Below are 23,690 nucleotides of genomic sequence, written 5' to 3'. Positions count from 1 at the left end.
AAGACAACTTTATAATTTAGGCTAGCATTCATATAATATTATGGTATAATAGGCGAAGGGAAATAGAAAATAAAAAGCGCCAGAACTTGACAGTTACGTGAAAAATGTTAAGTTGACGAGGACTAGAGTGATCGAAAATTCGGCGGATGCTCTAGAGGGTTCACACCCTAAATAAGCCAACAAAACTAAAAAGTGATTTTTAGGACAAAGGGTTTATCGTGAATTTCCCTGATTTTATTTTAAATATCAAGGAGGTTTATTTGTTATGTGCGGAATTGTAGGTTATATCGGTTCAAAACAAGCATCAGACGTTATTATTGACGGATTAGAAAAACTAGAATACAGAGGTTATGATTCAGCAGGAGTTGCAGTTGTAAATGGTGATGACAAAATTAGTTGGGCTAAAAAACAAGGAAGATTAAGTGGGTTAGAAGCCATTCTTGCTAAGAAGCCAGTAGAGGGAACTGTAGGAATAGGCCATACAAGATGGGCTACACACGGGGCACCATCAGACTTAAATTCTCATCCTCATTTAAATGCAGCAGAGACTATTGCTGTTGTTCATAATGGAATCATTGAAAATTATATGGAACTTCGTGAGATGCTTATAGCAGAAGGATATGTTTTCAAATCAGAAACAGATACAGAAGTAGCAGTTCACTTAATTGATAAATTCTATGAAGGAGATTTATTAACAGCTGTTTATAAAGCAGTAGAGCAATTTAGAGGTGCTTATGCTCTTGGGGTTGTATCAGCCAATCACCCAGGTGAATTAGTAGCCGTAAGAAAAGAAAGTCCATTAATTGTTGGCGTGGGTGAAGGTGAATATTTTATTGCCTCTGATGTACCAGCTATCTTAAAATATACTAGAAATGTTTATTATTTAGAAAACGATGAAGTGGTTTATGTTAAGGATGGCAAGTTAACTATTTTAGATGGGGAGCAAAAGGTTGTTGATAAAGAACTTAAAGTTGTAGAATGGGATATTGAAGCAGCTTCTAAAGGTGGTTTTGACCATTTTATGATGAAAGAAATTTATGACCAACCACAAGCTATTCATGATACACTAATGAGAAGACTTGATGAAAATGGTATGATTCATTTAGATGATATCAAACTTACAAAAGAAGATTTAGATGGTATTACTAAAATGTATATTGTGGCATGTGGTACAGCTTATCATGCAGGCCTTGTAGGGAAATATGCAATTGAAAAATTAGCTAAAGTACCTGTTGAAGTAGACATTGCTTCAGAATTCAGATATAGCGATCCATTTATTGATGAACACACAATGCTTATTGTTGTTTCTCAATCAGGCGAAACAGCAGATACATTAGCAGCTATGAAACTTGCTAAAGCAAAGGGTGCAAGAGTACTTGCAATTACTAACGTGGTTGGCTCATCAGTAGCTAGAGAGGCTCATGATGTATTTTATACATGGGCAGGTCCAGAAATTGCTGTAGCATCTACTAAAGCGTATACAGCACAGATGATTGCTTTTTATATGATTGCTTTAGATTTTGCTTATAAAAAAGGAACGATTACTTTAGAGGCTTATCATGAAACGATTAAAAAGATTGAAGCTTTAGCACCGCTTGTTCAAGAGATTTTAGCAGACAAAGATGAAATTGAAAAAATAGCTATGGACATGAAAGATGCACAAAATGCCTTTTACCTTGGTAGAGGAGTTGATTATACAACAGCTAGAGAAGCAGCTCTTAAATTAAAAGAGATTTCTTATATTTACACAGAAGCTTTTGCAGCTGGAGAATTGAAACATGGTCCTATTGCGTTAATTGATCAAGGTACACCAGTACTTTGTATTGTGACACAAGAAGCGTTGGAAGAAAAAATGATTTCTAATATCAAAGAAGTTAAAGCAAGAGGGGCTTTTGTTATTGCCATTACTAGAAAAGGAAATACAGAAGTAGCTAAAGTGGCTGATGATGTCATTTATATCCCAGGAGCTGATGATTTATTAATGCCAGTATTATCTGTTATTCCTACTCAGCTTATTTCTTATTATGTATCTATTGCTAGAGGCAATGATGTTGATAAACCACGTAATCTTGCAAAATCGGTTACAGTAGAATAGTGAATGAAACTCAGTAGCTTTATTCTTTAAAACTTTATTAGGGAATCATCTTTTTGATCACATATACAATAGTGTAAAGATAAAACAAATAACTTTCCAAAGCAGAATCACCACAGCTTTAATCTGAGGAACTGACCGGGTCAGCCAAGTCTCAATCTATTGTTATAGGTACCTCTGGACTTAAGGAAAATGTTCACTGATGCGCTGTAAAGGGAGACGCTTAAATGATAAGTTGTTTAATTAGGCTTTACACACGAAGTAGTACCAAAAATAAAGTTTAAAACCAGAGTCTTAAAGCCTTAGCTTCCTCATCACAAGGGTGCACCGGCTAAGACTTTTAAGGAGCTCCTCACTCTTCGTTTAAACTTTTATAACTTGTGCTTATTTATCCTTGAAGTGCATACTGCACTGAGGAGCTACAGTCATGCCCTTTGAGATGGTAGCGTAAGTTTTTAAAAGTGAATAATGAAGAGCTGGTAAGCAAAAATAGCCAAGTGATATATGTCGCTTGGCTATTTTTGCGTGTGTGCTCAGCATGGAGCAATCTAATAGGTGAAAGTCCTGAGTACGGGTTGATAGGGCAGTACGGGGGTATTTTGTGCTTACAATAAGGCAGCGTATAATAACTTGTAAATTGATTTTATTTTTGAGAATAGAGATTAATTGCTAAAAATTAAGACGTTGACAATGTACTATAGTTGGCTGGATAATGAAAATAAAAAGGAGGATTTTTTATGAGTAAACAAGATAAAATAGCTGTATTAATTGATGCAGAAAATGTGTCAAATAAGTATATAAAATTAATTATGGATGAAGTTAATAACTATGGTATTGCTACATATAAAAGGGTATATGGAGATTATTCAAATCCAAGCGTCATGGCGTGGATGAAAAACTTACAAGAATATGCACTTACACCAGCATTGCAATGTAATTATACTTCGGGGAAAAGTGCATCAGATTCGGCTTTAATTATTGATGCGATGGATATTCTTTACTCTGGAAAAGTAAGTGCTTTTTGCTTAGTCTCATCTGATAGTGATTTTACAAAACTTGCTATGAGATTGAAAGAGGCAGGAATGAATGTAATCGGAATGGGAGAAGGGAAAACACCTAAATCACTTGTTTCCGCTTGTGAAACATTTAAATATCTAGATATACTGTATAGAGAAGAAGCACTGGCAGAAGCAGAAGCTGAAGCAGTTGTAGAAGATAAAATAGCAGAAAAAGATAAAGCAACAAAAAGGGTAACAACGCAAGAAAAGAAACATGAGGTTGCACAAGATATTGAAGAAGCTGCTGAAGAAATAGTTAGTATTCCAACACTTAGTGATATTGAGAAAGAAGTTATTTCTATTATCTCGACAAATGCAGAAGAAAATGGATGGATCAATATAGCTGAACTTGGAGTAAACCTTAGCAAAAGAGTGCCAGGGTTTGATCCAAGAAATTATAAGTGTCGAAAGTTATCAGCTCTACTAGAAAAAATTAATTTGATAGAATTAAATACTGTTGAAAATCCTCACAACAGTTTATTGAAAATAGTTTATGCAAAAATTAAAGATTAACAGATAACAGACATAGGGTGTGCGGGTTACTGTGGGTTAAAAGGAAGAAAGTATAAAAGTTCTAAATAGATATCCTTAAAGAGAAAAATCAAACTTATATTTTTTAAATAAAAGGAATATGTAAATTATAAAAATATAAATTACTAATTATAAATACATAAGATATTTATTATCAATAAACAATAAAAGGTGATGAAAGGCTCTTAAGAAGGGAGAAATGAAGATGTCTGAAGAGGAAGTACGCGCATTTTTTGAACAGGATTTATTTGCCAAACATTGTGGCATCCGAATTGATCATATAGAAGAAAATCAAGCTATTTGTAGTATGGAGCTTACTGCAAAACATAGAAATGCTGGAGGACAGGTACAAGGAGGTGCTATTTTTACATTAGGAGACTTTGCTTTTGCTGTAGCCGCTAATAGTGGCGAAAAAAAAGCAGTTTCTTTAGATAATCAAATTGCTTTTATGCGAAAGGTACAAGGGGATAAACTGATTGCTACTGCTTCTGTGATTTCTTCAACCTATAAAATTTGTTTTTACCAAGTGGATATAGAAGATGAATGGGGGACCAAGGTAGCTAGAATGTCTGTGACGGGATATTATGTTTAAGTTTTTTGTATAAAAATAGGACGATTTATTTACAATAACCCTAAAGCACAAGGTTTTAAAGGAGACTAAAATGAACGAAAGATATCGAACTTTGTATGGGAAATTAGTAAGAGCTTATTACAACCAGGAGTTTGAAAAGACTTTTGAAAAAATGCTAGAAGAGGATTTTACAGATACTCATGAAGCAAGAGAAATTTTAGGAGCTTTATGTGGTGTAGAGATAGGTGAATGTGAAGATGATTACATGTTTGTTCAAACACTGATTGATGCTATGACTAAACAACGTGTAAGAGAAAAAATTGTTCAGAAGGTAAGCGTATGTCCTAAAGACTGTGAAAATAAGGAAGGTAAGAGTAAGTGTCAAAGTGTTTGTCCTTTTGATGCCATCGTTAGGAAGGGGAAAGATAAGTGGATTGATGAAAAATTATGTATAAGTTGTGGCAGATGTGTGAGTGCATGTGATGCAGGAAATTATATGGAAACTCTTCAGTTTTTGCCTATTGCCTCTTTATTACAAGAAAAGAAAAAAGTATTTGCTATAGTAGCACCTGCTATTTCGGGCCAATTTGGTGAAAATGTAAACCTTGATCAATTAAGAGAAGCTTTTATTAAACTTGGATTTACTGATATGATGGAAGTAGCGGTAGCAGCAGACATCCTAAGCTTAAAAGAGGCCCTAGAATTTAATCACCATATTAAACAAGAAGGAGATTTTATGATTACTTCCTGTTGTTGTCCAATGTGGGTGGCAGCGCTTCGTAAGGTTTATAACCAAGTTATTTCTAATGTTTCTCCTTCGGTCTCTCCTATGATTGCTATGGCACGTATACTTAAACTATTAGATCCTGAGGTTAAAGTTGTTTTTGTGGGGCCTTGTATAGCGAAAAAAGCAGAAGCTAAGGAAAAGGACCTAATAGGAGATGTAGATGCTGTATTAACCTTTGAGGAGTTACAAGTGATTTTTGATACATTTAATATTCAGCCGCAAGATTTGGATGGCATACCTTCTATTGACTATGCTTCTAAAGGTGGTCGTTTATATGCAAGAACCGGTGGCGTTTCAGAAGCTGTATGGGACATTGTGGATCAGCTTTTTCCTGAAAAGCGTCACTTGTTTAGTGCTACACAAGTAGATGGCATGAAGGATTGTAAAGCTCTACTAGAAGAGCTAACAGAGGGTAAGATTAGTGCTAGTTTTATAGAAGGAATGGGTTGCAAAGGAGGCTGCGTTGGTGGGCCTAAAGCTATTATAAAAGCAGAAGAAGGTAAAAGAGCAGTAGAAAAAACAGCTTATGATTCAGCTATTAAAATTCCAGTACACAGTGAAGTGTTATTAGGCTTACTTGAAAAAGTAGGTATGAAAGATTTAAAAGACTTAACAGAAGAACAAAGTTTATTTGAAAGAACTTTTGAGTAAATTCTAAATGGGTTGCTAGCCAGCAGCCTATTTTTTATATCGTCCTTTTGGAAGTAATCATTCTCTTTTATACTAGGATAGCATACTGTTAAAGGCTATATCGAAATTTCTAGAAACTTATGGTATAAGAAAAAAACGGTGATTGTATGATTTTAAGTGATGGCGACATGAAATTAGTATTAGAAGTGAGTCGGTTATTAGAAGAAATAGGGTATTAAGCCTTTGCTAAAAAGAAGAGGATGAGTATAATAATATCAGGATTAGTTACTTAAAAAATAACAGGAGGATGAACTGATGAAATATACTACGTTTACTCAAAGGATGGAAGAGCATAATGAAGTTTTAAGAAAGAAGGGAAACTCCCCTTTTTACAGTATGCTTCTTGCTTTAAGTGAGAATTTGATAATGGTGACAAAGGTAATAGGAGAAATGGTAGGTACAGAGATCAAAGTATCATCGCTAGAGAAGGAAGCAAGAGAAGTGGAAGTGGTTTTAGAAGAAATAGAAGAGACCTTTGCTATTATTTTAGAAAAGGCATTTGAAGATTTGATTATGAAACAGGTATATGAGGACTTGGACCCGTTATTAGCGACTTTAGATGATTTGATAGAAGATTTGAACGAATATGGCGAAACTAAAGGTAGAGCTATACCTTATATAGAAGCTTGGGACATTGGTTTCTTCTATGAATAACAAAGGTATTGTGCTATAATAAGCAAAAAAGCCATACTAAGGATGTGTTAATTGTGAAATCAGAATTTTTACTAACAGTCATTATACCTGCTTATTTTGAAGAAGCAGTGATAGAAGCCTGTTATGATGCACTTAAAATAGTGATGGATGAAAACAAATGGAAGTATGAATTCATTTTTGTAAATGATGGAAGCAAAGATCAGACCTTACCATTGCTTAAACAGATAGCTGAAAAAGATAGGTGTGTTAAAGTGATTGATTTTGCGCGTAATTTTGGTCATCAAGTGGCAGTAACAGCAGGGATTTATCATAGTAGTGGTGATGCTACAGTGGTTATTGATGCAGACTTGCAGGATCCACCAGAAGTTATTGTGCAAATGGTAGAAAAGTGGCAAGAAGGCTATGATGTGGTTTATGCCAAGCGTAAGAAGCGTAAAGGCGAAAGTTGGTTTAAATTAGTTACTGCTAAGTGTTTTTACCGCTTCTTGCACATGATGGCAGAGATAGAGATTCCTATGGATACAGGTGATTTTAGACTTATTGACAGATGTGTAGTAGAAGCGTTTAAACAAATGCCCGAACGGAATCGCTTTGTAAGAGGAATGATTAGTTGGGTAGGCTTTGACCAAACCTATATTGAATATGAACGAGATGAAAGACTAGCTGGCGAAACCAAATACCCTTTGAAAAAAATGATTCGTTTTGCAACAGATGGTATTATTGCTTTTTCTACAAAGCCGCTTAAGCTTGTGCAAAGTTTAGGCTTTATGACGATTGTATTAGCCATTTTGATTCTGGGATATTCACTTGTTTCAAAATATATCCTTCAAACAGTTGTATCAGGATGGACCTCATTGATGGTGACCATCACTTTCTTTAGTGGTGTACAGCTATTTTCTATAGGACTTTTAGGCGAATATATTGCACGTATTTATGATGAAAGCAAAAATAGACCACTTTATTTAATTAAAGAAAAGATTAATTTTGAAAAAGAAAATAGGATGTTTAATGAAAATAAATAATGTAAAAAGGGTTGTTGCCAATTGGCAACAACCCTTTTTGCTATTGTGATAGAAGAATAAAATAATAAAAAAAGTGACTTAGGTTTAGTAAGGTAGAAGTTCAAAAGTATAGCCCATATGTTGAGCTTCTTTGATGAAGTCCCCTAAAATGTTAGCATTTGTTTTAGAGACAGCATGAAGTAAATAAACTGCTCCATTATGAAGACCATCTAACATAAGTTTTTTTGCACCTGTAGGTTCTGGTTGTGCTTCGGGTTTCCAATCACAGTAAGCAAAGCTCCAAAAAACAGTTTGATAACCCATGGCTTTAGTAAGAGCTAGACTTTTTTCAGAGTAATGTCCCATAGGGGGTCTGAAAAAAGGAGGCATTGTTTTACCTGTTATTTGATTATAAGCTGCTGAAACATCTGTTAGTTCCTTGTTAAATTTGGTTTCATCTGCTACTAAAGTAGGCATAGAAAGATGGTGATTACTATGATTACATACTAAGTGTCCTTCTTCTTCCATACGTTTAATTAAGGCTTCATTTTGCTTCATATAAGGTAAAGTGACGAAAAACATAGCCTTTACGTTATTAGACTTTAAGACATCTAATATTTGAGGGGTATAGCCATTTTCATAGCCTTCATCAAAGGTTAGATAAACCACTTTTCTAGAGGTGTCTCCTAAACAAAGGGCGCTATAATCACTTAGCTTAAATTTTAGTTTATCATTAAAGCCAGGAGCCACGTGATTTTTGGGGCGGACTAACCACCAATCAATTTTGGTTTGATCCAGCACTTTAGTAGAAATGGCATTAGTTGTTTGTAAAGCATTAACGTTCACTAATCCTTTATAAGAAGATGTAGGAGGAGTAACAGGTAAAAGTAAGGGTGCATTTGCTGCTTTTAGCCGAGAAAAAGCAAAACTTCCTAAAATCAATCCTAGACTCAATATGAGAGTAATACATTTCTTTTTCATAAAAAACTCCTTTAATTGATTAGATTAGTTGTAGTCTAACCAATAAATGAAAAATTATAAGTAAGGTATAGGAAATAGGTTGATAGCTCATACTAGGCAAAGAAGGAATATATAATTTGTTGTTGATATTATATAATGATGTTGACAAATTATATAGTTGGATATACAATATTATAAGAAAGAGGTGGTGCAATGAAAAAAAGCGTTTACAGTCTTGTGCTGATGGATGATATCGTAGCCGCCATTGATGAACTGGCTTATTCACTTCAGACCAGTCGATCTAATCTTATTAATCAAATCCTAGCTGAAAAGGTGGCGCTTGTGACCCCTGAGCAACGTTTACAAACGATTTTTACTCATCTGTCAGATTACCTAAGGCCCTATCAACATTTTCAAATCCAAAATCAAGCTGCAGACCACATGTATAGTATCAAGAGTGCTTTACGCTATAAATATAACCCTACAATTCGCTATTGTTTATACCTTAATCAACAAGGAGAAGAGGTTAAAGGAGAACTGCGAGTGATCTCTCGTACACAAAGTGAAGTACTTCATCATTATTTAGAGCAGTTCTTTCAAATTTGGGCTACAATAGAAAATCGAGTGGGGCCTACTTATTGGCAAAGAGAAGAAGGGGTTAAATGGCTTAGAGTCCTTAAATTAAAAGATTTTCAAAATGCCACTGCTTATGAAGCCCTAGCAGAAGCCCTCTCAGAATATATTAGTGTGCTAGATGGAGGGCTTAAATTGTATTTTGGGCAACTGGATACACAGAAAGATCAAACCTTAACTTTAATGAAGCATTATGAGCTTTATTTAAAAAATAATGAAGCAATTATTTAAAATAATTTAAGCAAGGAGGATGCCTAATGAATGCACAAAATTTTACAAAGAAATCAATTGAAGCAATTCAAAGCGCTCAGCAAAGCGCTATTTCAAATCAAAATAATCAAATAGAAAGCTTACATTTACTCTATGCTTTATTAACTCAAGAACAAGGCCTCATTCCTCATCTTTTAACCAAGATGAATGTGAGTGTTAGTAGTATGACGCAATCAGTTAGTGAGGATATTGCTAAATTGCCGCGTGTCAGTGGACCTGGTAGAGAACTTGATAAAGTGTACGTGTCTAGTGAAGTTGATAAAGTATTAAGTGAAAGTGAAAAAATTGCTAAAAGCATGTCTGATGAGTATATTTCTGTAGAACATATCATGCTTGCTTTAATAGAAGTAAGTAGTGGGTATTGCGAAAAACTACTCAAGGCTTATGGTATAGCCAAAAAGTCATTTATGGCGGTATTAACTGAAATTAGAGGAAATACACATGTGACAAGTGAAGAACCAGAGGGTACTTATGATGTTCTTAATAAATATGGTTATGATCTTGTAGAAAGAGCTAAAGAACAAAAAATTGACCCAGTTATAGGACGTGATAGCGAGATTCGTAATGTGATTCGTATCTTATCACGAAAAACTAAAAATAATCCTGTATTAATTGGTGAACCTGGTGTAGGAAAGACAGCTATTGCTGAAGGCCTAGCACAACGTATTGTAAGAGGCGATGTACCCGAGACTTTAAGAGATCGTCGTATTTTTGCATTAGATATGGGTTCACTTATTGCAGGAGCTAAATATCGAGGAGAATTTGAGGAACGTCTAAAGGCTGTACTTCAAGAAATTAAGAAAAGTGAAGGTAAAATTATCCTATTTATTGATGAGCTTCATACGATTGTAGGTGCTGGTAAAACAGAAGGATCTATGGATGCAGGAAACTTATTGAAACCAATGCTTGCCCGTGGTGAACTTCACTGTATTGGTGCTACAACTTTAAATGAGTATCGTCAATATATTGAAAAAGATGCCGCCCTTGCAAGACGTTTTCAACCAGTTATGGTAGAAGAGCCTACAGTAGAAGATACCATTGCTATTTTGCGTGGTATTAAAGAACGCTATGAAATTTATCATGGGGTTCAAATACAAGATAATGCATTAATTGCAGCTGCAACTTTATCAGATCGTTATATTTCAGATAGATTCCTTCCTGATAAAGCCATCGACTTAGTAGATGAAGCTTGTGCAATGCTGCGTACCGAAATTGATTCAATGCCTACAGAACTAGATGAGATTGCTAGAAAGGTACTTCAGTTAGAGATTGCAGAAACAGCCTTAAAGAAAGAAGATGACCCTATTTCTAAACAAAACTTGGCAGATACGCAAAAAGAACTTGCTGAATTACGTGATAAGTTTAAGGCTATGCGTACTCAATGGGAAAATGAAAAAGATGTTATCACTAAAGTACGTGGCATTAAAGAAGAAATTGAAACAGCTACAGCTAATATGCAAAAAGCTGAAAGAGAATATGATTACAATAAAGCAGCTGAATTAAAATATGGTATTATTCCAGGACTTAAGAAGCAATTAGAAGAAGCGGAAGCTATGGCCTACAAAGGTAGTGAGGGTAGTTTATTGCGAGACAAGGTTAATGAAGAAGAAATAGCAAAAATTATTGCGCGTTGGACTCAAATTCCTATTACAAAATTAATGGAAGGTGAAAGGCATAAATTGCTTCGTTTAGAAGAAATTTTACACAAACGTGTGATTGGTCAAAATGAAGCCGTAGATAAAGTGACTGATGCTATCTTACGTTCAAGAGCAGGGATTAAAGATCCACGAAGACCTATTGGCTCTTTTCTTTTCTTAGGACCTACCGGTGTTGGTAAAACTGAGCTTGCTAAAGCTTTAGCGGAGGCGTTATTCGATGATGAGCACAGCATGATTCGTATTGATATGAGTGAATATATGGAGAAGCATGCTGTGGCAAGATTAATAGGGGCACCTCCGGGATATGTAGGTTATGAAGAAGGTGGTCAGCTTACAGAAGCAGTAAGACGTAAGCCTTATGCGGTTATTTTATTTGATGAGGTTGAAAAAGCACACCCAGATGTGTTTAATGTTCTTTTACAAGTTTTAGATGATGGTCGTATAACAGATTCTAAGGGTCGTACAGTAGACTTTAAAAATACCATTATTATTTTAACATCTAATCTAGGTTCTCAAGCTATATTAGAAGGGATTAATAGTCAAGGTGAAATTTCAGAAGAAGCAGAAGAAACGGTTAATCATCTTTTGAAGACGCATTTCAGACCAGAATTTTTAAACCGTTTAGATGAAATTGTACTTTATAAACCACTACAACAACATGAAATTGTACACATTGTTGGCTTGTTAGAAAAAGATCTTAATAAACGTCTAGAGGATCAACAACTACATGTTAGATTAACAGAAGCCTCAAAAGCTTATATTGCTGAGCAAGGGTTTGACCCTGTATTTGGTGCAAGACCACTGAAACGTTTCTTACAACGTAAAGTAGAAACCCTAATTGCAAGAACTTTAATTGCCGAAGAGGTAGAACCATTTTCTACATTTGTTGTAGATTATGAAGATGAGCAATTAAAAGTAAGAATAGAAAAGTAATAAAAAGGCATGTCTCACTAAAAAGACATGCCTTTTTAGTTAATCAAAGAAGACCTTACTAAAGACTAACAAATGAAAGGAGAATTTGTTATGATAAAAAAAGATAAAAGAAAGAGGAGGATACATGATGATTTTAGTTAGTAGCTGTTTATGCGGAGAAAAATGTAAATATAATGGTGGAGATAATAAGAATGAAGCAGTAATGACTTTATGTGAAAGAGAACCTCATATAAAGGTGTGCCCAGAAGTATTAGGAGGGCTATCTACTCCTAGAGTACCTGCTGAAATTATAGGTGGCAGTGCGCAGGATGTTTTAAAAGGTAATGCAAAAATTTATACTAAAACAGGAATGGATGTAACAGCAGCTTTTTTAAAAGGAGCAGAAAGGGTAGTGAGTTTACTAGAGCATTATCCTATCGAAAAAGCAATTTTAAAAGCAAAGTCTCCTTCTTGTGGTAAGGGAAGAATTTATGATGGACACTTTAAAGGGTGCTTAATTGAGGGGAATGGCGTAACAGCTCAAGCCTTAATGAACAAAGGAATAAAAGTAATAACTGAAGAGGAGCTTATTTAAAATAATATTTTAATTATCTTGCACTTACTTCAATAAAAATAACAAAAATATCGATTATTTTTTATGTATTTATATGAAAAATCATAAAAATATGTTAATATATTTATGTATTATTGGTAAAATAAAAAAATTTATAGTTTTTCGGTATTGTCATAATGAGAGGGGGTATCTGATCTTAGGGATCAGATAGAGATAATATGCAGAAGAAATATGTTATTGCTTTGACAAGTATTACATTATGCTTGATTTTTTTATTTGCCGTCTATTTATCTAGTAATCGGCAACGTGTAACGGTTTCACCAATTGAAGCTTTTAACCAAAAAGAAAAAATAAGCTTCATTAGTAGCTGGGGAGCCTATGATAGTAAATCACAACGTTTAAAATCTATTCTAAAAAAACTATATGATAAGTATCCTTATCTGGAAATTGAAGATTCTTCTATGGCTGGAGAAGATTTTCTGTTTATCTTGAAAACAGATTTTGCTAGTGGTAATGAACCTGATTTATTTGGGCTATGGCCAGGTTCTGATTTTAATCTGTTGGTAGAACAAAATAAAGTAGCAGATTTAACAGATTTAGTCAAATCGGATGAAGCTTGGTATAATCAATTTAAAGAAGCAACGTGGGATTATGTAACAGTTAATGACCGAATCTATGGTTTACCTATTGAAATTATTTACGAGGGCCTTTTCATTAATAAAGATTTATTTGAAAAATACGATGTGAAGGTGCCAACTAATTTTGAGGAACTATTAAATGCTGTTAAGGCATTTAAAGAAGTAGGGATTATACCTATTGCTTATAGTGAAACGCCAGAAGGAAGTTATATTTATCAAAATATGGTAATGAAATTAGGTGGAAAAGAAGATATAGAAAATCCATTTGATGAAGAGGGACAAATCAAACCTTGTTTTATTGAAGGGATGTATTATATGAAGCAACTCTATGAAGCAGGCGCTTTTCCAGACCGTTTGTTGTATATTGACGATAAGAAGAGGAATGAATTATTTGTTAATAAAGAAGCAGCAATGATTGTACAAGGCTCATGGCTCATAGGCTATAATACATTGTCCGGAGACGATACAACAGTGGATGTGATTCCTTTTCCTGATATGCCAGGGGGAAAAGCAGATACAACAGCTATTATTTATGGATGTGGTAATGGCATCTTTCATATTAGTCAAAAGGCTTGGGAAGACCCAAAACTTAGGCAAAGCTGCAGCTTGCTTTTAAAGGAACTTACATCGCCTGAGAACGTAGGGATTCTTGCAGGTGGTTCAGGCTTTATAAGCAATATTGAATTGGGAGACTATGCACCACCGGCAACTGTATTAAGTACAAAGGGTGAAGAATTAGTAGAAAATGCCAAGGAGTTAGTTGGGCCTGTAGATAGCTTTATTAATAGGGGAATATGGGAAAATATCATCATTAAGCGCTTTCCTAATGTATTAAAAGGAACAATGACACCTGAAGCGGTTTTTGATGAAGTATATGCAGCTATGAAGTAAGCCAAGTAGGGGGAGTAGTGTGTTTAATTATATTAAAAGGTTTTACAAAAAGATGTCTATTAAACAGAAATTACTTTTACTGTTCTCAGTACAGATTATTATCCCCATGGCATTTATGGGTATGATGTTTTATAAGAATACAGAAAGTATTATTCAAAATAAATCAGTGAGTTATTCAGCAGATTTGCTGAAAATGATTGAATTACGTATGAATGATTTTTCTAGTAATTTAGTGAGTATTACAGATGATATTTTATATGATGCCAAGATGTATGCTATCTTAGATGAAAAGAAGTCAGAAGTAGCAACAGAAGATTTAAGAGACTATTGTTATAATTTGCTTAGGCGTATTTGTTTAAGTAATAAGGAGATCCAGTCCATAACATTAGCTTCTTTAAATGAATATGAATATAGCTATGACTTAAATGCTGGTGGTGTAAGCATTGAAAGTAGTGCATCTTTTAAAGCAATGTTAGAAAAAGCCAGGCTAGCCCAGCACAAGCCTACTTGGTATACAGAGGTAGATGAGGAAAACAAGGTACGCAATTTATATCTTATTCGAATGATTTATGATAGTGATGACTTTAGTGAACGAGGACTTATTATTTTGCAAATTAATAGGCAAAGGCTCAAGGATGTTTATAATGACTTATCTACGGAATTTATGCAAAGTATCAATATTCTGTCTAAGGATAATAAATGGATAATAGGAACAGAAGAAGACTGGTATAATGAAAAAGAAAATGAGTGGATTTCTAATCAAGCAGATAACTGGGGTTATCGAATTGATAAAAAAGAACAACGTCTACTGGCTTTTATGAATATCGAAGGGACAGAGTGGAAGATTGTTGCGGAAGGATCTTTGAACCAATTAGTTAATGAGGAAATGGGACACTTTAGATTTTTGTTTATTATTGTTATGACCTTTACCATTTTATTACTCTCTATTTTTAGCATTTTAATGGCCATGGATATTTTAAGTCCAATCAATCGGTTAGTACATAGCATTAAAAAGGTAGAAGAGGAAAATGTTCATCAAGAAGTTATTGTCGATAGAGAAGATGAGCTAGGTTATTTAAGTAAGTGCTTTAACAAGATGTCTAAAGAGATAGATAATCTATTAAATCGTGTCTATAAAGAAGAACTTACAAGACGAGAAGCAGAACTCAAAGCACTTCAAGCGCAAATTAATCCACACTTTTTATTTAATACACTAGAATCGATTAACTGGATGGCTCAGCTCAATAATGTACCAGAAATTAGAGATATGGTTACCTCTCTAGGAGCACTGATTGAAGCAAGTATCGGTAAGGGAAGTCCTATGGTACCTTTAAGTAAAGAACTAAAGTATATTGACAGTTATTTATTGATTATGAAAAATCGCTATGGTGAACGCTTAAGCTATGAAAGTGATATTGATACAAGTTTATTGGGACAAGAGGTCCCAAAGTTGATTTTGCAACCACTTATAGAAAATGCAATTTATCATGGCATAGATAAAATGAGAAAGAAAGGAACTATTAAGTTAACTATTCGTAGAGAAGATGAAACAATTTACATAGAAATTATGGATAACGGAAAAGGTATGCTTCCTGAGGAAGTGGAGGACTTAAATCAAAAGTTTAAAGAGGACCGAGACGATTATATACTAGGAGATAATCGAAAGAGTATTGGGTTAGCTAATGTCAACGGAAGAGTAAAGTTGTTCTTTGGTAAAGATTACGGCTTGCAAATAGAAAGTGAATATGAAACTTATACTAAAATGAAACTATATTTACCGATTAGAGACTAAGGGAGGAAACATAATGTTTAAGGTGCTTATTATTGATGATGAACCAACCATTCGTAAAGGACTTATTAATATCATTAACTGGAAGAAGTTTCAATGTGAAATTTGTGGAGAAGCTAGTGATGGTGTTGAAGGGTTAGAGAAAATAGAGGCATACAAGCCAGACTTAGTTTTTGCAGATATTAATATGCCAGAGATTAATGGCTTGGAGATGATTAAATCCGCTAAACAAATCGTTCCCCACAGTAAATTTATCATTTTGTCTGGTTATAGAGAGTTTAGTTATATGCAAGAAGCTATTAAAATTGGTGCTTTTGACTATATTTTAAAACCTTCTAGTATTGAAGATATTTGTGAAGTGGTTAAACGTGCTGTCATAGAGCTTAAGTATCAGCGAGATGATCAGATAGAAGCCAAAAAACTAAGAAAATGTTTTGAAGAAAGTATTCCTATTTTAAAGGAGAAACTTCTTTACGATATTATTTTTCAAATTAATATTAATGAAGAAGAAATTAAAGAAGGGTTTGAACTATACGGCATTGAAATCAATGAATTTGTAATGATTATGATTGAAATTGATGGTGATTCTAAAAAGAAGGAGCCTTATCAAAGACAGCTTTACCAGTTTGGCATTGTCAATACAGTAGAGGAAATGTTTGCAGAAGAATTTAAAGTGGAAAAAATTGTACTTAATAATAAACAGATAGCTTTTATAATAGGAACACATGAAACAGTAGAACTTTTAGAAGAAGATGTTTATAAAAAAGTACATAGTATACAGCAGCTTGTAGAAAGTTGTTTTGATTTCACCGTAAGCATTGCTATTAGTACCAAAGGAAAGGATGTAGACGAGCTTCATGATAAGATGATGGAGTGTAAAAATGCCTTAGCTTATCGCTTTTATATGGGAAATAGCTCCATTATTTTATATCGTGACCTTTCTGGATTTTATAAAGGACAAGATAATCTTGCTTTTGATGGCATTGATAAAGTCTTATGTAATACCATTAAAACCGGAAATGAAGAAGATGTAGTACATATATTAGGACAAATTAATGATAAAGTGATACAAACCAATCTAGATCCGGAATATATCAAAACCTTTTATTGGAATCTCATTTATGAGATTAATATGATTCGCATTTCGATTAAAAACTTAGAAGTACAGGATAAAGATTTAAGCCATGACATTTCAAGTTTGTACAAGCTTATTGATAATGCAACACAGGTAAAAGAGTTACAAGACCTTTTAGAAGATGTAGCCATGAGTGTTGTGCATCGTATTAATCGTTATAATAAAAAGAATATTAATCAAATTTTGCAAAAGGCAATGGACTATATTTGCGAAAATTATACCATGTCGATTACTCTTAATGAATTAGCTGAACATACTTATGTGAGCACTTATTATTTAAGCCGTATGTTTAAAAAAGAATTAGGTAAGAATTTTGTAGAATATTTAAATGAAGTACGTATTGATAGAGCTAAAGAATTGCTAAAGGATAATAAGTATAAAACCTATGAAGTTGCTGAGTTAGTAGGTATTCAAGATCCCCATTACTTCTCTAAGATTTTTAAGAAATATGTAAATATGACACCTACAGAATATAAAGATAGTCAACTTTGATCTCTCTTAAAAATGACCCCTAAATTTAGGGGTCATTTTTTTGCTAAAAATACACACTTACTTCTTTAATTAATTGATAGAAAGAAAATATAGACAATAACTAGGGATAAGAAAAATTAAACTAGCAAATAATTGTTGTAATATTTTATAAATGTTGTATTAATCAAAAATAAACAAAAATGCAACATATTCTATTAATAAAAATGGTAAAAAGTTATAGTATGTGTGTAAGGAGAGTGAAGCGAATGAGTAATAAAGCAAAAACAAAACAAAATTCAACTGTTTTGGAAGAGTTTAAAAAGAATATTGCACTATTCATTATGTTGCTGCCTGGATTAATTGTTATGCTATTTAACAATTATCTTCCTATGTTTGGTCTAGTATTCGCTTTCAGAAAGATGGATACCTATACTAAGCTTTTTGGGTCAGGCTGGAACGGTTTCAAAAACTTCGAGTACTTATTTGGCACAAGTAAGGCTTGGGAAGTGACAAGAAACACGATAGGCTATAACGTTATATTTATCATTATCGGTATAACATTACCTATCTTACTTGCAATTGGTTTGAATGAGTTAAGACAGAAACGTGCAGCTAAGGTTTATCAAAGTATTTTCTTCTTACCTTATTTCTTATCATGGGTAGTTATCCAATACTTAGTATTTGGTTTACTTAGTGGTAAGTTAGGAGTTGTTAACCAATTACTTACATCTATGGGCTTAGATCGTGTGAACTGGTATGAGTCACCACAGTATTGGCCTTACATTTTAGTAATTGTTAATACATGGAAATGGACTGGTTATGACAGCATCATGTATCTAGCAACAATTGTTGGTATAAATAAAGAACTTTATGAAGCAGCAGCAGTTGATGGTGCTTCTCGTTTCCAGCAAATTTGGCATATTACGATTCCAAGTTTGATACCTCTTATGATTACCTTAGTTCTTATCCGTTTAGGTAGAATGTTCTATACTGATATGGGTCTTTTCTACACAATACCAAAGAACACAGGTGCGTTGCAAAATGTAACGAATACCATTGATACCTATGTTTTCCGTGCATTTAGGCAAACAGGTGATTTAGGGCTTGCATCTGCAGCAGGTTTCTACCAAGCTGTACTTGGGCTCATCATTGTTCTCTCATTTAATGCACTTGCTAGAAAATATGATAAGAATGCCGGCATTATATAGGGGGGGGAAAAGATGAAGAAAAATAATTTACATGTTAATGAAGATTCAAGTATTCAGATAACAAAAACAAGTAATGTAATTTGGCATATCGTCTTTGTTATTCTGTCCATTATCTGTATTTATCCAATGCTACTTGTTTTCATGGTTACCATTACAGATGAAACAACTATTGCTTTAGAAGGATATAAGCTTTTACCAAGTAAATATAGTATGGCAGCGGTTAACTATATTTTTACCAATGGTAAAGCAATCTTAAATGCTTATGGTGTTTCAATCTTTTGTACTGTATTTGGAGGTCTCTTAGGCGTAGCCATTATGGCGCTTTATGCTTATCCACTTGCAAGAGATGATTTTAAATACCGTCGTATATTCAACTTGATTGCAGTTATTACGATGTTATTCTCTGGTGGACTTGTTCCTACTTATATGGTGTTTGTAAAAGTTCTTCACTTAAAAGATACAATAGGGGCTTTAGTCTTAATGAATCTATTTAGTGCTTTTAACGTTATGATTATTCGTACGTATTATCGTACAAGTATTTCTAAATCGTTGATTGAAGCAGCTCAAATTGATGGAGCTGGTGAATTTAAGACCTATTTTAAAATTGTTATGCCACTGTCAAAACCAGTTATTGCAACCATGCTTATGATGGTCATGTTGGTTTATTGGAATGACTGGTATGGCCCATTACTCTACATTGATAGTGAAAAACTATATAACTTACAATACTTAATTTACCAACTCGAGTCTAAGATTGCTAACTTAGCTAAAATGGCTGGTAATCCAGAGCTTGTTAAAAATGTACCATCTGAAACGGCACGTATGGCTATGGCTATTGTTGCTATTGGACCTATTGTTCTTGCTTATCCATTCTTCCAACGTTACTTTGAAAAAGGTATTACTTTGGGAGCAACTAAAGAGTAGTAGGTTTGATATAAATATCATTTAGTTTAAAAACAATTTTAGGAGGAGATTAAATGAAATTATTAAAGAAAACTCTTACAGTATTTGTAGGAACAGCATGTGTACTTAGTATGGCATTAACTGGTTGTAATAAACCAGCATCAACAGATCCTGCATCACCATCACCATCTGCAAGCACATCAACAGAAGCTAGTGATACGCCAGCTACAACAGAAGAAGCTTTAGCACCAGTTGAACTTACATGGTACTTCGTAGGTAACCAACAACAAGAAGACACAGCACTTGTTGAAGCAGAAGTTAATAAGTACATTGCTGAGAATACAAAACTTAACTGTACAATTAAACTTCAATGCTACGATTGGGGAACATATAACGACAGAATCACACAAATGATTGCTGCTGGTGAAACATTTGATATTTGCTTTACAGCAAACTGGTCAAATAACTACTATACACAATCTGCTAAAGGTGCATTTGTACCACTTAATGATTTAATGGATAAATATGCTCCAAAAACAAAAGAAATTTTAGGTGAGGACTTCTTAAGTGGTTCTCGTATCAATGGCGTGAACTATGCTATTCCTGCTAACAAAGAAAAAGCTCACTCTTGGGGTCTTTTAGTTCGTAAAGATATTGTTGAAAAATACAATATGGATTTATCAGGAGTTAAAACGCTTGCTGATATGGAACCATTTTTCCAAATCATTAAAGAAAAAGAACCAAATATGTATGCTTTAGAAGGTACACCAAATGAATCTGCAATGAGAATATTAGACTTTGATATCGTTAATAATGATACAACACCAGGTGCTGTATACAATGATGATAATAGCAAAGTATTTGACCAATTAGAGCAACCAGAAACACTTGAACACTTCAAATTAATGAATAGCTTTATGCAAAAAGGTTACATCCGTGAAGATGCTGCATCTGTAACAGACTACAATGCAGACCAAAAAGCTGGTAAAATCTTCTGTGCTGTTCGTTCTTTAAAACCAACAAAAGCTGAGGAAGAATCAAATTCTCAACAACAATCATATATGCAAATTGAATTAACATCACCTATTATTTCTAACCGTGAAACAACAGGTTCAATGCAAGCTATTTCTGCAACATCTAAAAATCCAGAAAGAGCTATGATGTTCTTAGAATTATTCAACACAGATCCAGTAGTTAACAACTTAATTAACTTTGGTATCGAAGGTACTCACTATACAAAAATTAGTGATAACCAAATTAAAGGTACTGAAAACCAAGCTAAATACAATCCAGGTCTAGGTTGGGCATTTGGTAACCAATTAATTAACTACTTAACAGAGTTAGATCCTACAGACAAATGGGATCAATTTGAAGCATTTAATGCTGCAGGTGTAAAAACACAATCTCTTGGATTCGTATTTGATCCAGCTCCTGTAACAACACAAATTGCTCAATGTACAAACGTATGGAATGAATTTGTACCTGGTCTTCAAGTAGGTTCTTCAAATCCAGACGAAGCATTACCAAAAGCTGTTGAAGCATTCAATGCTGCTGGTATGCAAGATATCTTAGCTGAAATGCAAAAACAAATGGATGCATTTAACGCTGCAAAATAGTTGATAAGTCCACAAAAAATAGGGCCCTAGGGTCCTATTTTTTTGCGTAAATAATTAAAAGCATTCTATTTGTCCCATTTTATGCATACATATAATGTATAGGGGGGCAGTGCGATGATAAAACCAAACAAGAAAAATAAGTTAGCAAAAATCAATCTGCGGGAGCAAGTAGCCAAAGGATTGGATATTCCAACAGAGGTCATGAGCAATGTACCAGTGATTAAACTAAGTGGTAATAAGGAAATAAGTATAGAGAACTTTATAAGTCTTGTAGAATATACACCTCAAAAAGTACGATTAAATACGAGATGTGGTTTACTCATTATAGATGGTGTAGCACTTGAAGCGAAAAGCATGACGGCAGAACGTATGCTGATTAAAGGGACTATTTTACAAGTAGCTTTTGCAATATAAAGGAGGTGAAAGACTTTGTTTGTATCATTATGGCATTATTTAAAAGGGTATGTTATAGTAGAAGTAAGTGGCTATATGATAGAAAAATTTCTTAATCTTGCACTTCATCATCATATTCCTATGTGGGATGTGGTGCAAAAGGAAAATAAGGTTTGCTTTAAGACCCCTATTGAAGCTTTTAAATGCATGAAGCCTGATCTTAAAAAGGCCCACTGCAGAGCTAAAATAGTGGGTAAGAAGGGTTTTCCTTTTATAGCACATCGTTATAAAAAGCGCCGTTTTTTTGTGGCAGGTATTGTTGTTTTTATAGCCATGTTATGGTTACTGTCTTCTTTTGTTTGGTTAGTAGAAGTAGAGGGAACAGAACGTATTAATAGTCTAGATATTATTAAATCTTTAGAAAAGAAAGGGTATGAAACAGGCAAGCTGAAAAGTAAAATGAATTTACGAGAGGCAGAAACCTATTTATTACAACAATACCCTGATATTGTTTGGACAGGCATCACTTATGAAGGTACTAGGATGATGGTACGTGTGGCTGAAAGTGTTCCTAAGCCAGAAATGAGTGAGATGAATGAAAAACCTAAGATGCTTATTGCAAAAAGAGATGCACTTGTTACATATATAGCAGTAGAAAAAGGAAAGCCTCTTATAAAAGCTGGAGACATAGTAAAAAAAGGAGAACTCTTGGTTACAGGAGAGATGCCTAGAGGAGAAGAAGATGATTCGCTTTACTATACAGCTGCTAAAGCACATATTAAAGGAAAAACCACGTATACAGCTAGCGGTACAATTCAGTTCCAACAAGAAAAGAAACAATATCTTAATGAAAGTAGTAAAAAGTGGACACTTAAACTTTTTAACAAAGCCTTTCAGCTCTATGCTTCAAAACCACCTCAAGGTAATTTTGATAAACAAATCACCCTGCACCAATTAAGAATAACAAAAATGTTTCCACTACCCTTTGCTATAGAGGTCGAAAATAGAGTGGCTTATAAGCCTATGATATATACTTTAAGTGAAGAAGATGCTAAAGACCGGTTACTTTGTGAACTATGGGAGCAAATAGAAGGTAGTTTAGGAGTTGAAGCACAAATTCTTAAAAGAGAAGCATTTTTTAAGAAAACTGGAGATGCTATTACTGGAACGCTTCATGTGATAGCAGAAGAAGATATCGGTTATCGCTTGGATTTAGACCAAGGAGCAAGTCAGCAAATAAAGGAGAAAACAGATTATGAGCAAAATTGAAAAAGAACTTGAAGTACCAGCTTATGATATAGGTGCTGTATTTGGTCAATTTGATGAAAACCTTATACTTATTGAAAAAACTTTACGTGTTAGTATTATCTTGAGAAATGACAAGATTAAAGTAGGAGGAACGCCTAAGCAGGTAGATACAGCTATAACGGTACTTAATCAACTTTTTCAAGTAGCAAAGAAGAATGAAGAAATTGATGCCCAACGCGTTAAATATATATTAGATTCGTTAGATAAGTATCAAGAGGAGCAATTAAATGAACTGAGTCAAGAAGCTGTTATTTTAACGCATTTAGGAAAACCTATTAAATGTAAAACAGTAGGTCAAAGTGAGTATATTAAAAAGATTAAAAAGAATACAGTTGTATTTGGTATTGGACCGGCAGGAACCGGTAAAACTTACTTAGCAATGGCTATGGCAGTTAATGCTTTCCGTAAAAATGAAGTGAGCAAGATTATTTTAACAAGGCCAGCTATTGAAGCCGGTGAAAAGCTGGGATTTTTACCTGGTGATTTGCAAAGCAAGGTAGACCCTTACCTTCGTCCTTTATATGATGCTTTATTTGAAATTATGGGACCCGAGAATTTCGAAAAAAATATGGAAAAGGGATTAATAGAGGTAGCACCTTTAGCGTATATGAGAGGGCGTACACTTAATAATGCCTTTATTGTATTAGATGAAGCACAAAATACGACCTCGCCTCAAATGAAGATGTTTTTAACCCGTATAGGATTTAATTCGAAAGTAGTTGTCACGGGTGATTTAACTCAAGTAGATTTACCTAGCGAAAAAATGAGTGGATTAAAGGTAGCAATAAAGATTTTAGAGGGCGTAGAAGGGATAGGTTTTTCTTATCTTAGCAAAAATGATGTGGTAAGACATCCGATTGTACAACGCATAGTGGAAGCTTATGATGCCTTTGAAAATAAAGTAGAAAAAGAATAGCTAAAGAGAAGTGTAAGAGTCAAAGGGGGAC

19 protein-coding genes are annotated in these 23,690 nt (G+C 34.0%); 18 read left to right on the top strand and 1 reads right to left on the bottom strand.

The annotated features are described in order from the left end of the window. Positions 1–265 precede the first annotated feature (265 nt). The 6 genes from glmS to QTL86_RS07495 all read left to right on the top strand — a co-directional run bounded on the left by glmS (position 266) and on the right by QTL86_RS07495 (position 7,405). Positions 266–2,095, top strand: a complete 1,830-nt coding sequence (gene glmS / locus QTL86_RS07520) for a glutamine--fructose-6-phosphate transaminase (isomerizing) (protein WP_410496898.1) — start codon at positions 266–268, stop codon at positions 2,093–2,095. A 734-nt stretch (positions 2,096–2,829) separates the two neighbouring features. Beyond that, on the top strand, positions 2,830–3,663 hold the full coding sequence (locus tag QTL86_RS07515) for an NYN domain-containing protein (protein WP_410496897.1): 834 nt from the start codon (positions 2,830–2,832) through the stop codon (positions 3,661–3,663). Positions 3,664–3,886: 223 nt separating this feature from the next. Further along, the gene (locus QTL86_RS07510) at positions 3,887–4,273 is read left to right on the top strand and encodes a PaaI family thioesterase (protein WP_050794681.1); all 387 of its coding nucleotides are present in this window, start codon (positions 3,887–3,889) and stop codon (positions 4,271–4,273) included. 70 nt (positions 4,274–4,343) lie between these two features. After that, positions 4,344–5,690 (top strand): [Fe-Fe] hydrogenase large subunit C-terminal domain-containing protein, encoded by a 1,347-nt coding sequence (locus tag QTL86_RS07505; RefSeq protein ID WP_410496896.1) that lies wholly within the window; start codon positions 4,344–4,346, stop codon positions 5,688–5,690. A 294-nt stretch (positions 5,691–5,984) separates the two neighbouring features. After that, the gene (locus QTL86_RS07500; protein ID WP_013657050.1) at positions 5,985–6,383 is read left to right on the top strand and encodes a hypothetical protein; all 399 of its coding nucleotides are present in this window, start codon (positions 5,985–5,987) and stop codon (positions 6,381–6,383) included. A gap of 53 nt (positions 6,384–6,436) precedes the next feature. After that, positions 6,437–7,405, top strand: a complete 969-nt coding sequence (locus tag QTL86_RS07495; RefSeq protein WP_013657051.1) for a glycosyltransferase family 2 protein — start codon at positions 6,437–6,439, stop codon at positions 7,403–7,405. 84 nt (positions 7,406–7,489) lie between these two features. On the opposite strand, the gene pdaA is transcribed toward QTL86_RS07495, so the two are convergent. Beyond that, a complete protein-coding gene (gene pdaA / locus QTL86_RS07490) occupies positions 7,490–8,365 on the bottom strand; it encodes a delta-lactam-biosynthetic de-N-acetylase (protein WP_127066549.1) in 876 nt (291 codons plus the stop codon). Positions 8,366–8,557: 192 nt separating this feature from the next. Here pdaA and QTL86_RS07485 point away from each other — a divergent pair, with 192 nt between their 5' ends. The 12 genes from QTL86_RS07485 (at position 8,558) to QTL86_RS07430 (ending at position 23,659) form a co-directional block, all read left to right on the top strand. After that, positions 8,558–9,208 (top strand): hypothetical protein, encoded by a 651-nt coding sequence (locus QTL86_RS07485; RefSeq protein WP_410496895.1) that lies wholly within the window; start codon positions 8,558–8,560, stop codon positions 9,206–9,208. Between the two features lie 26 nt (positions 9,209–9,234). Next, positions 9,235–11,838: an ATP-dependent chaperone ClpB gene (gene clpB, locus QTL86_RS07480; RefSeq protein ID WP_410496894.1), complete on the top strand. Its 2,604-nt coding sequence runs from the start codon at positions 9,235–9,237 to the stop codon at positions 11,836–11,838. A gap of 127 nt (positions 11,839–11,965) precedes the next feature. Then, on the top strand, positions 11,966–12,412 hold the full coding sequence (locus tag QTL86_RS07475) for a DUF523 domain-containing protein (protein ID WP_410496893.1): 447 nt from the start codon (positions 11,966–11,968) through the stop codon (positions 12,410–12,412). Positions 12,413–12,609: 197 nt separating this feature from the next. Further along, positions 12,610–13,920 carry an ABC transporter substrate-binding protein gene (locus tag QTL86_RS07470; RefSeq protein ID WP_127066553.1) on the top strand — a complete coding sequence of 437 codons (1,311 nt, stop codon included), beginning with the start codon at positions 12,610–12,612 and terminating at the stop codon, positions 13,918–13,920. A 19-nt stretch (positions 13,921–13,939) separates the two neighbouring features. Then, on the top strand, positions 13,940–15,712 hold the full coding sequence (locus QTL86_RS07465; RefSeq protein WP_410496892.1) for a sensor histidine kinase: 1,773 nt from the start codon (positions 13,940–13,942) through the stop codon (positions 15,710–15,712). Between the two features lie 13 nt (positions 15,713–15,725). Beyond that, entirely contained in the window at positions 15,726–17,336 is a 1,611-nt protein-coding gene (locus tag QTL86_RS07460) for a response regulator (protein WP_410496891.1), read from the top strand. A gap of 245 nt (positions 17,337–17,581) precedes the next feature. After that, complete coding sequence (locus QTL86_RS07455; RefSeq protein ID WP_013657059.1) at positions 17,582–18,523, top strand: ABC transporter permease; 942 nt, start codon at positions 17,582–17,584, stop codon at positions 18,521–18,523. Between the two features lie 12 nt (positions 18,524–18,535). Then, the gene (locus tag QTL86_RS07450; RefSeq protein WP_013657060.1) at positions 18,536–19,447 is read left to right on the top strand and encodes a carbohydrate ABC transporter permease; all 912 of its coding nucleotides are present in this window, start codon (positions 18,536–18,538) and stop codon (positions 19,445–19,447) included. A gap of 53 nt (positions 19,448–19,500) precedes the next feature. Continuing rightward, positions 19,501–21,042, top strand: coding sequence for an ABC transporter substrate-binding protein (locus QTL86_RS07445; protein ID WP_410496890.1), 1,542 nt, complete (start codon positions 19,501–19,503; stop codon positions 21,040–21,042). A 114-nt stretch (positions 21,043–21,156) separates the two neighbouring features. Further along, complete coding sequence (locus QTL86_RS07440; RefSeq protein ID WP_127066559.1) at positions 21,157–21,456, top strand: YabP/YqfC family sporulation protein; 300 nt, start codon at positions 21,157–21,159, stop codon at positions 21,454–21,456. 15 nt (positions 21,457–21,471) lie between these two features. Continuing rightward, positions 21,472–22,704 (top strand): sporulation protein YqfD, encoded by a 1,233-nt coding sequence (yqfD, locus tag QTL86_RS07435; protein WP_410496889.1) that lies wholly within the window; start codon positions 21,472–21,474, stop codon positions 22,702–22,704. Continuing rightward, positions 22,691–23,659, top strand: a complete 969-nt coding sequence (locus QTL86_RS07430) for a PhoH family protein (protein WP_410496888.1) — start codon at positions 22,691–22,693, stop codon at positions 23,657–23,659. The genes yqfD and QTL86_RS07430 overlap by 14 nt, the downstream gene beginning before the upstream one ends. The last annotated feature ends 31 nt before the right edge of the window (positions 23,660–23,690 follow it).

Source organism: Cellulosilyticum sp. ST5, from assembly GCF_046529625.1.
Taxonomy (GTDB): domain Bacteria; phylum Bacillota; class Clostridia; order Lachnospirales; family Cellulosilyticaceae; genus Cellulosilyticum; species Cellulosilyticum lentocellum.
Note: the sequence above shows the minus strand (reverse complement) of the source record. Positions and strands in the feature narration are given on the sequence as shown.

Coding starts and splice junctions, on each gene's coding strand:
- glmS (WP_410496898.1), top strand. CDS start 266: ATGTGCGGAATTGTAGGTTATATCGGTTCAAAACAAGCATCAGACGTT.
- QTL86_RS07515 (WP_410496897.1), top strand. CDS start 2,830: ATGAGTAAACAAGATAAAATAGCTGTATTAATTGATGCAGAAAATGTG.
- QTL86_RS07510 (WP_050794681.1), top strand. CDS start 3,887: ATGTCTGAAGAGGAAGTACGCGCATTTTTTGAACAGGATTTATTTGCC.
- QTL86_RS07505 (WP_410496896.1), top strand. CDS start 4,344: ATGAACGAAAGATATCGAACTTTGTATGGGAAATTAGTAAGAGCTTAT.
- QTL86_RS07500 (WP_013657050.1), top strand. CDS start 5,985: ATGAAATATACTACGTTTACTCAAAGGATGGAAGAGCATAATGAAGTT.
- pdaA (WP_127066549.1), bottom strand. CDS start 8,365: ATGAAAAAGAAATGTATTACTCTCATATTGAGTCTAGGATTGATTTTA.
- QTL86_RS07485 (WP_410496895.1), top strand. CDS start 8,558: ATGAAAAAAAGCGTTTACAGTCTTGTGCTGATGGATGATATCGTAGCC.
- clpB (WP_410496894.1), top strand. CDS start 9,235: ATGAATGCACAAAATTTTACAAAGAAATCAATTGAAGCAATTCAAAGC.
- QTL86_RS07475 (WP_410496893.1), top strand. CDS start 11,966: ATGATTTTAGTTAGTAGCTGTTTATGCGGAGAAAAATGTAAATATAAT.
- QTL86_RS07470 (WP_127066553.1), top strand. CDS start 12,610: ATGCAGAAGAAATATGTTATTGCTTTGACAAGTATTACATTATGCTTG.
- QTL86_RS07460 (WP_410496891.1), top strand. CDS start 15,726: ATGTTTAAGGTGCTTATTATTGATGATGAACCAACCATTCGTAAAGGA.
- QTL86_RS07455 (WP_013657059.1), top strand. CDS start 17,582: ATGAGTAATAAAGCAAAAACAAAACAAAATTCAACTGTTTTGGAAGAG.
- QTL86_RS07450 (WP_013657060.1), top strand. CDS start 18,536: ATGAAGAAAAATAATTTACATGTTAATGAAGATTCAAGTATTCAGATA.
- QTL86_RS07445 (WP_410496890.1), top strand. CDS start 19,501: ATGAAATTATTAAAGAAAACTCTTACAGTATTTGTAGGAACAGCATGT.
- QTL86_RS07440 (WP_127066559.1), top strand. CDS start 21,157: ATGATAAAACCAAACAAGAAAAATAAGTTAGCAAAAATCAATCTGCGG.
- QTL86_RS07430 (WP_410496888.1), top strand. CDS start 22,691: ATGAGCAAAATTGAAAAAGAACTTGAAGTACCAGCTTATGATATAGGT.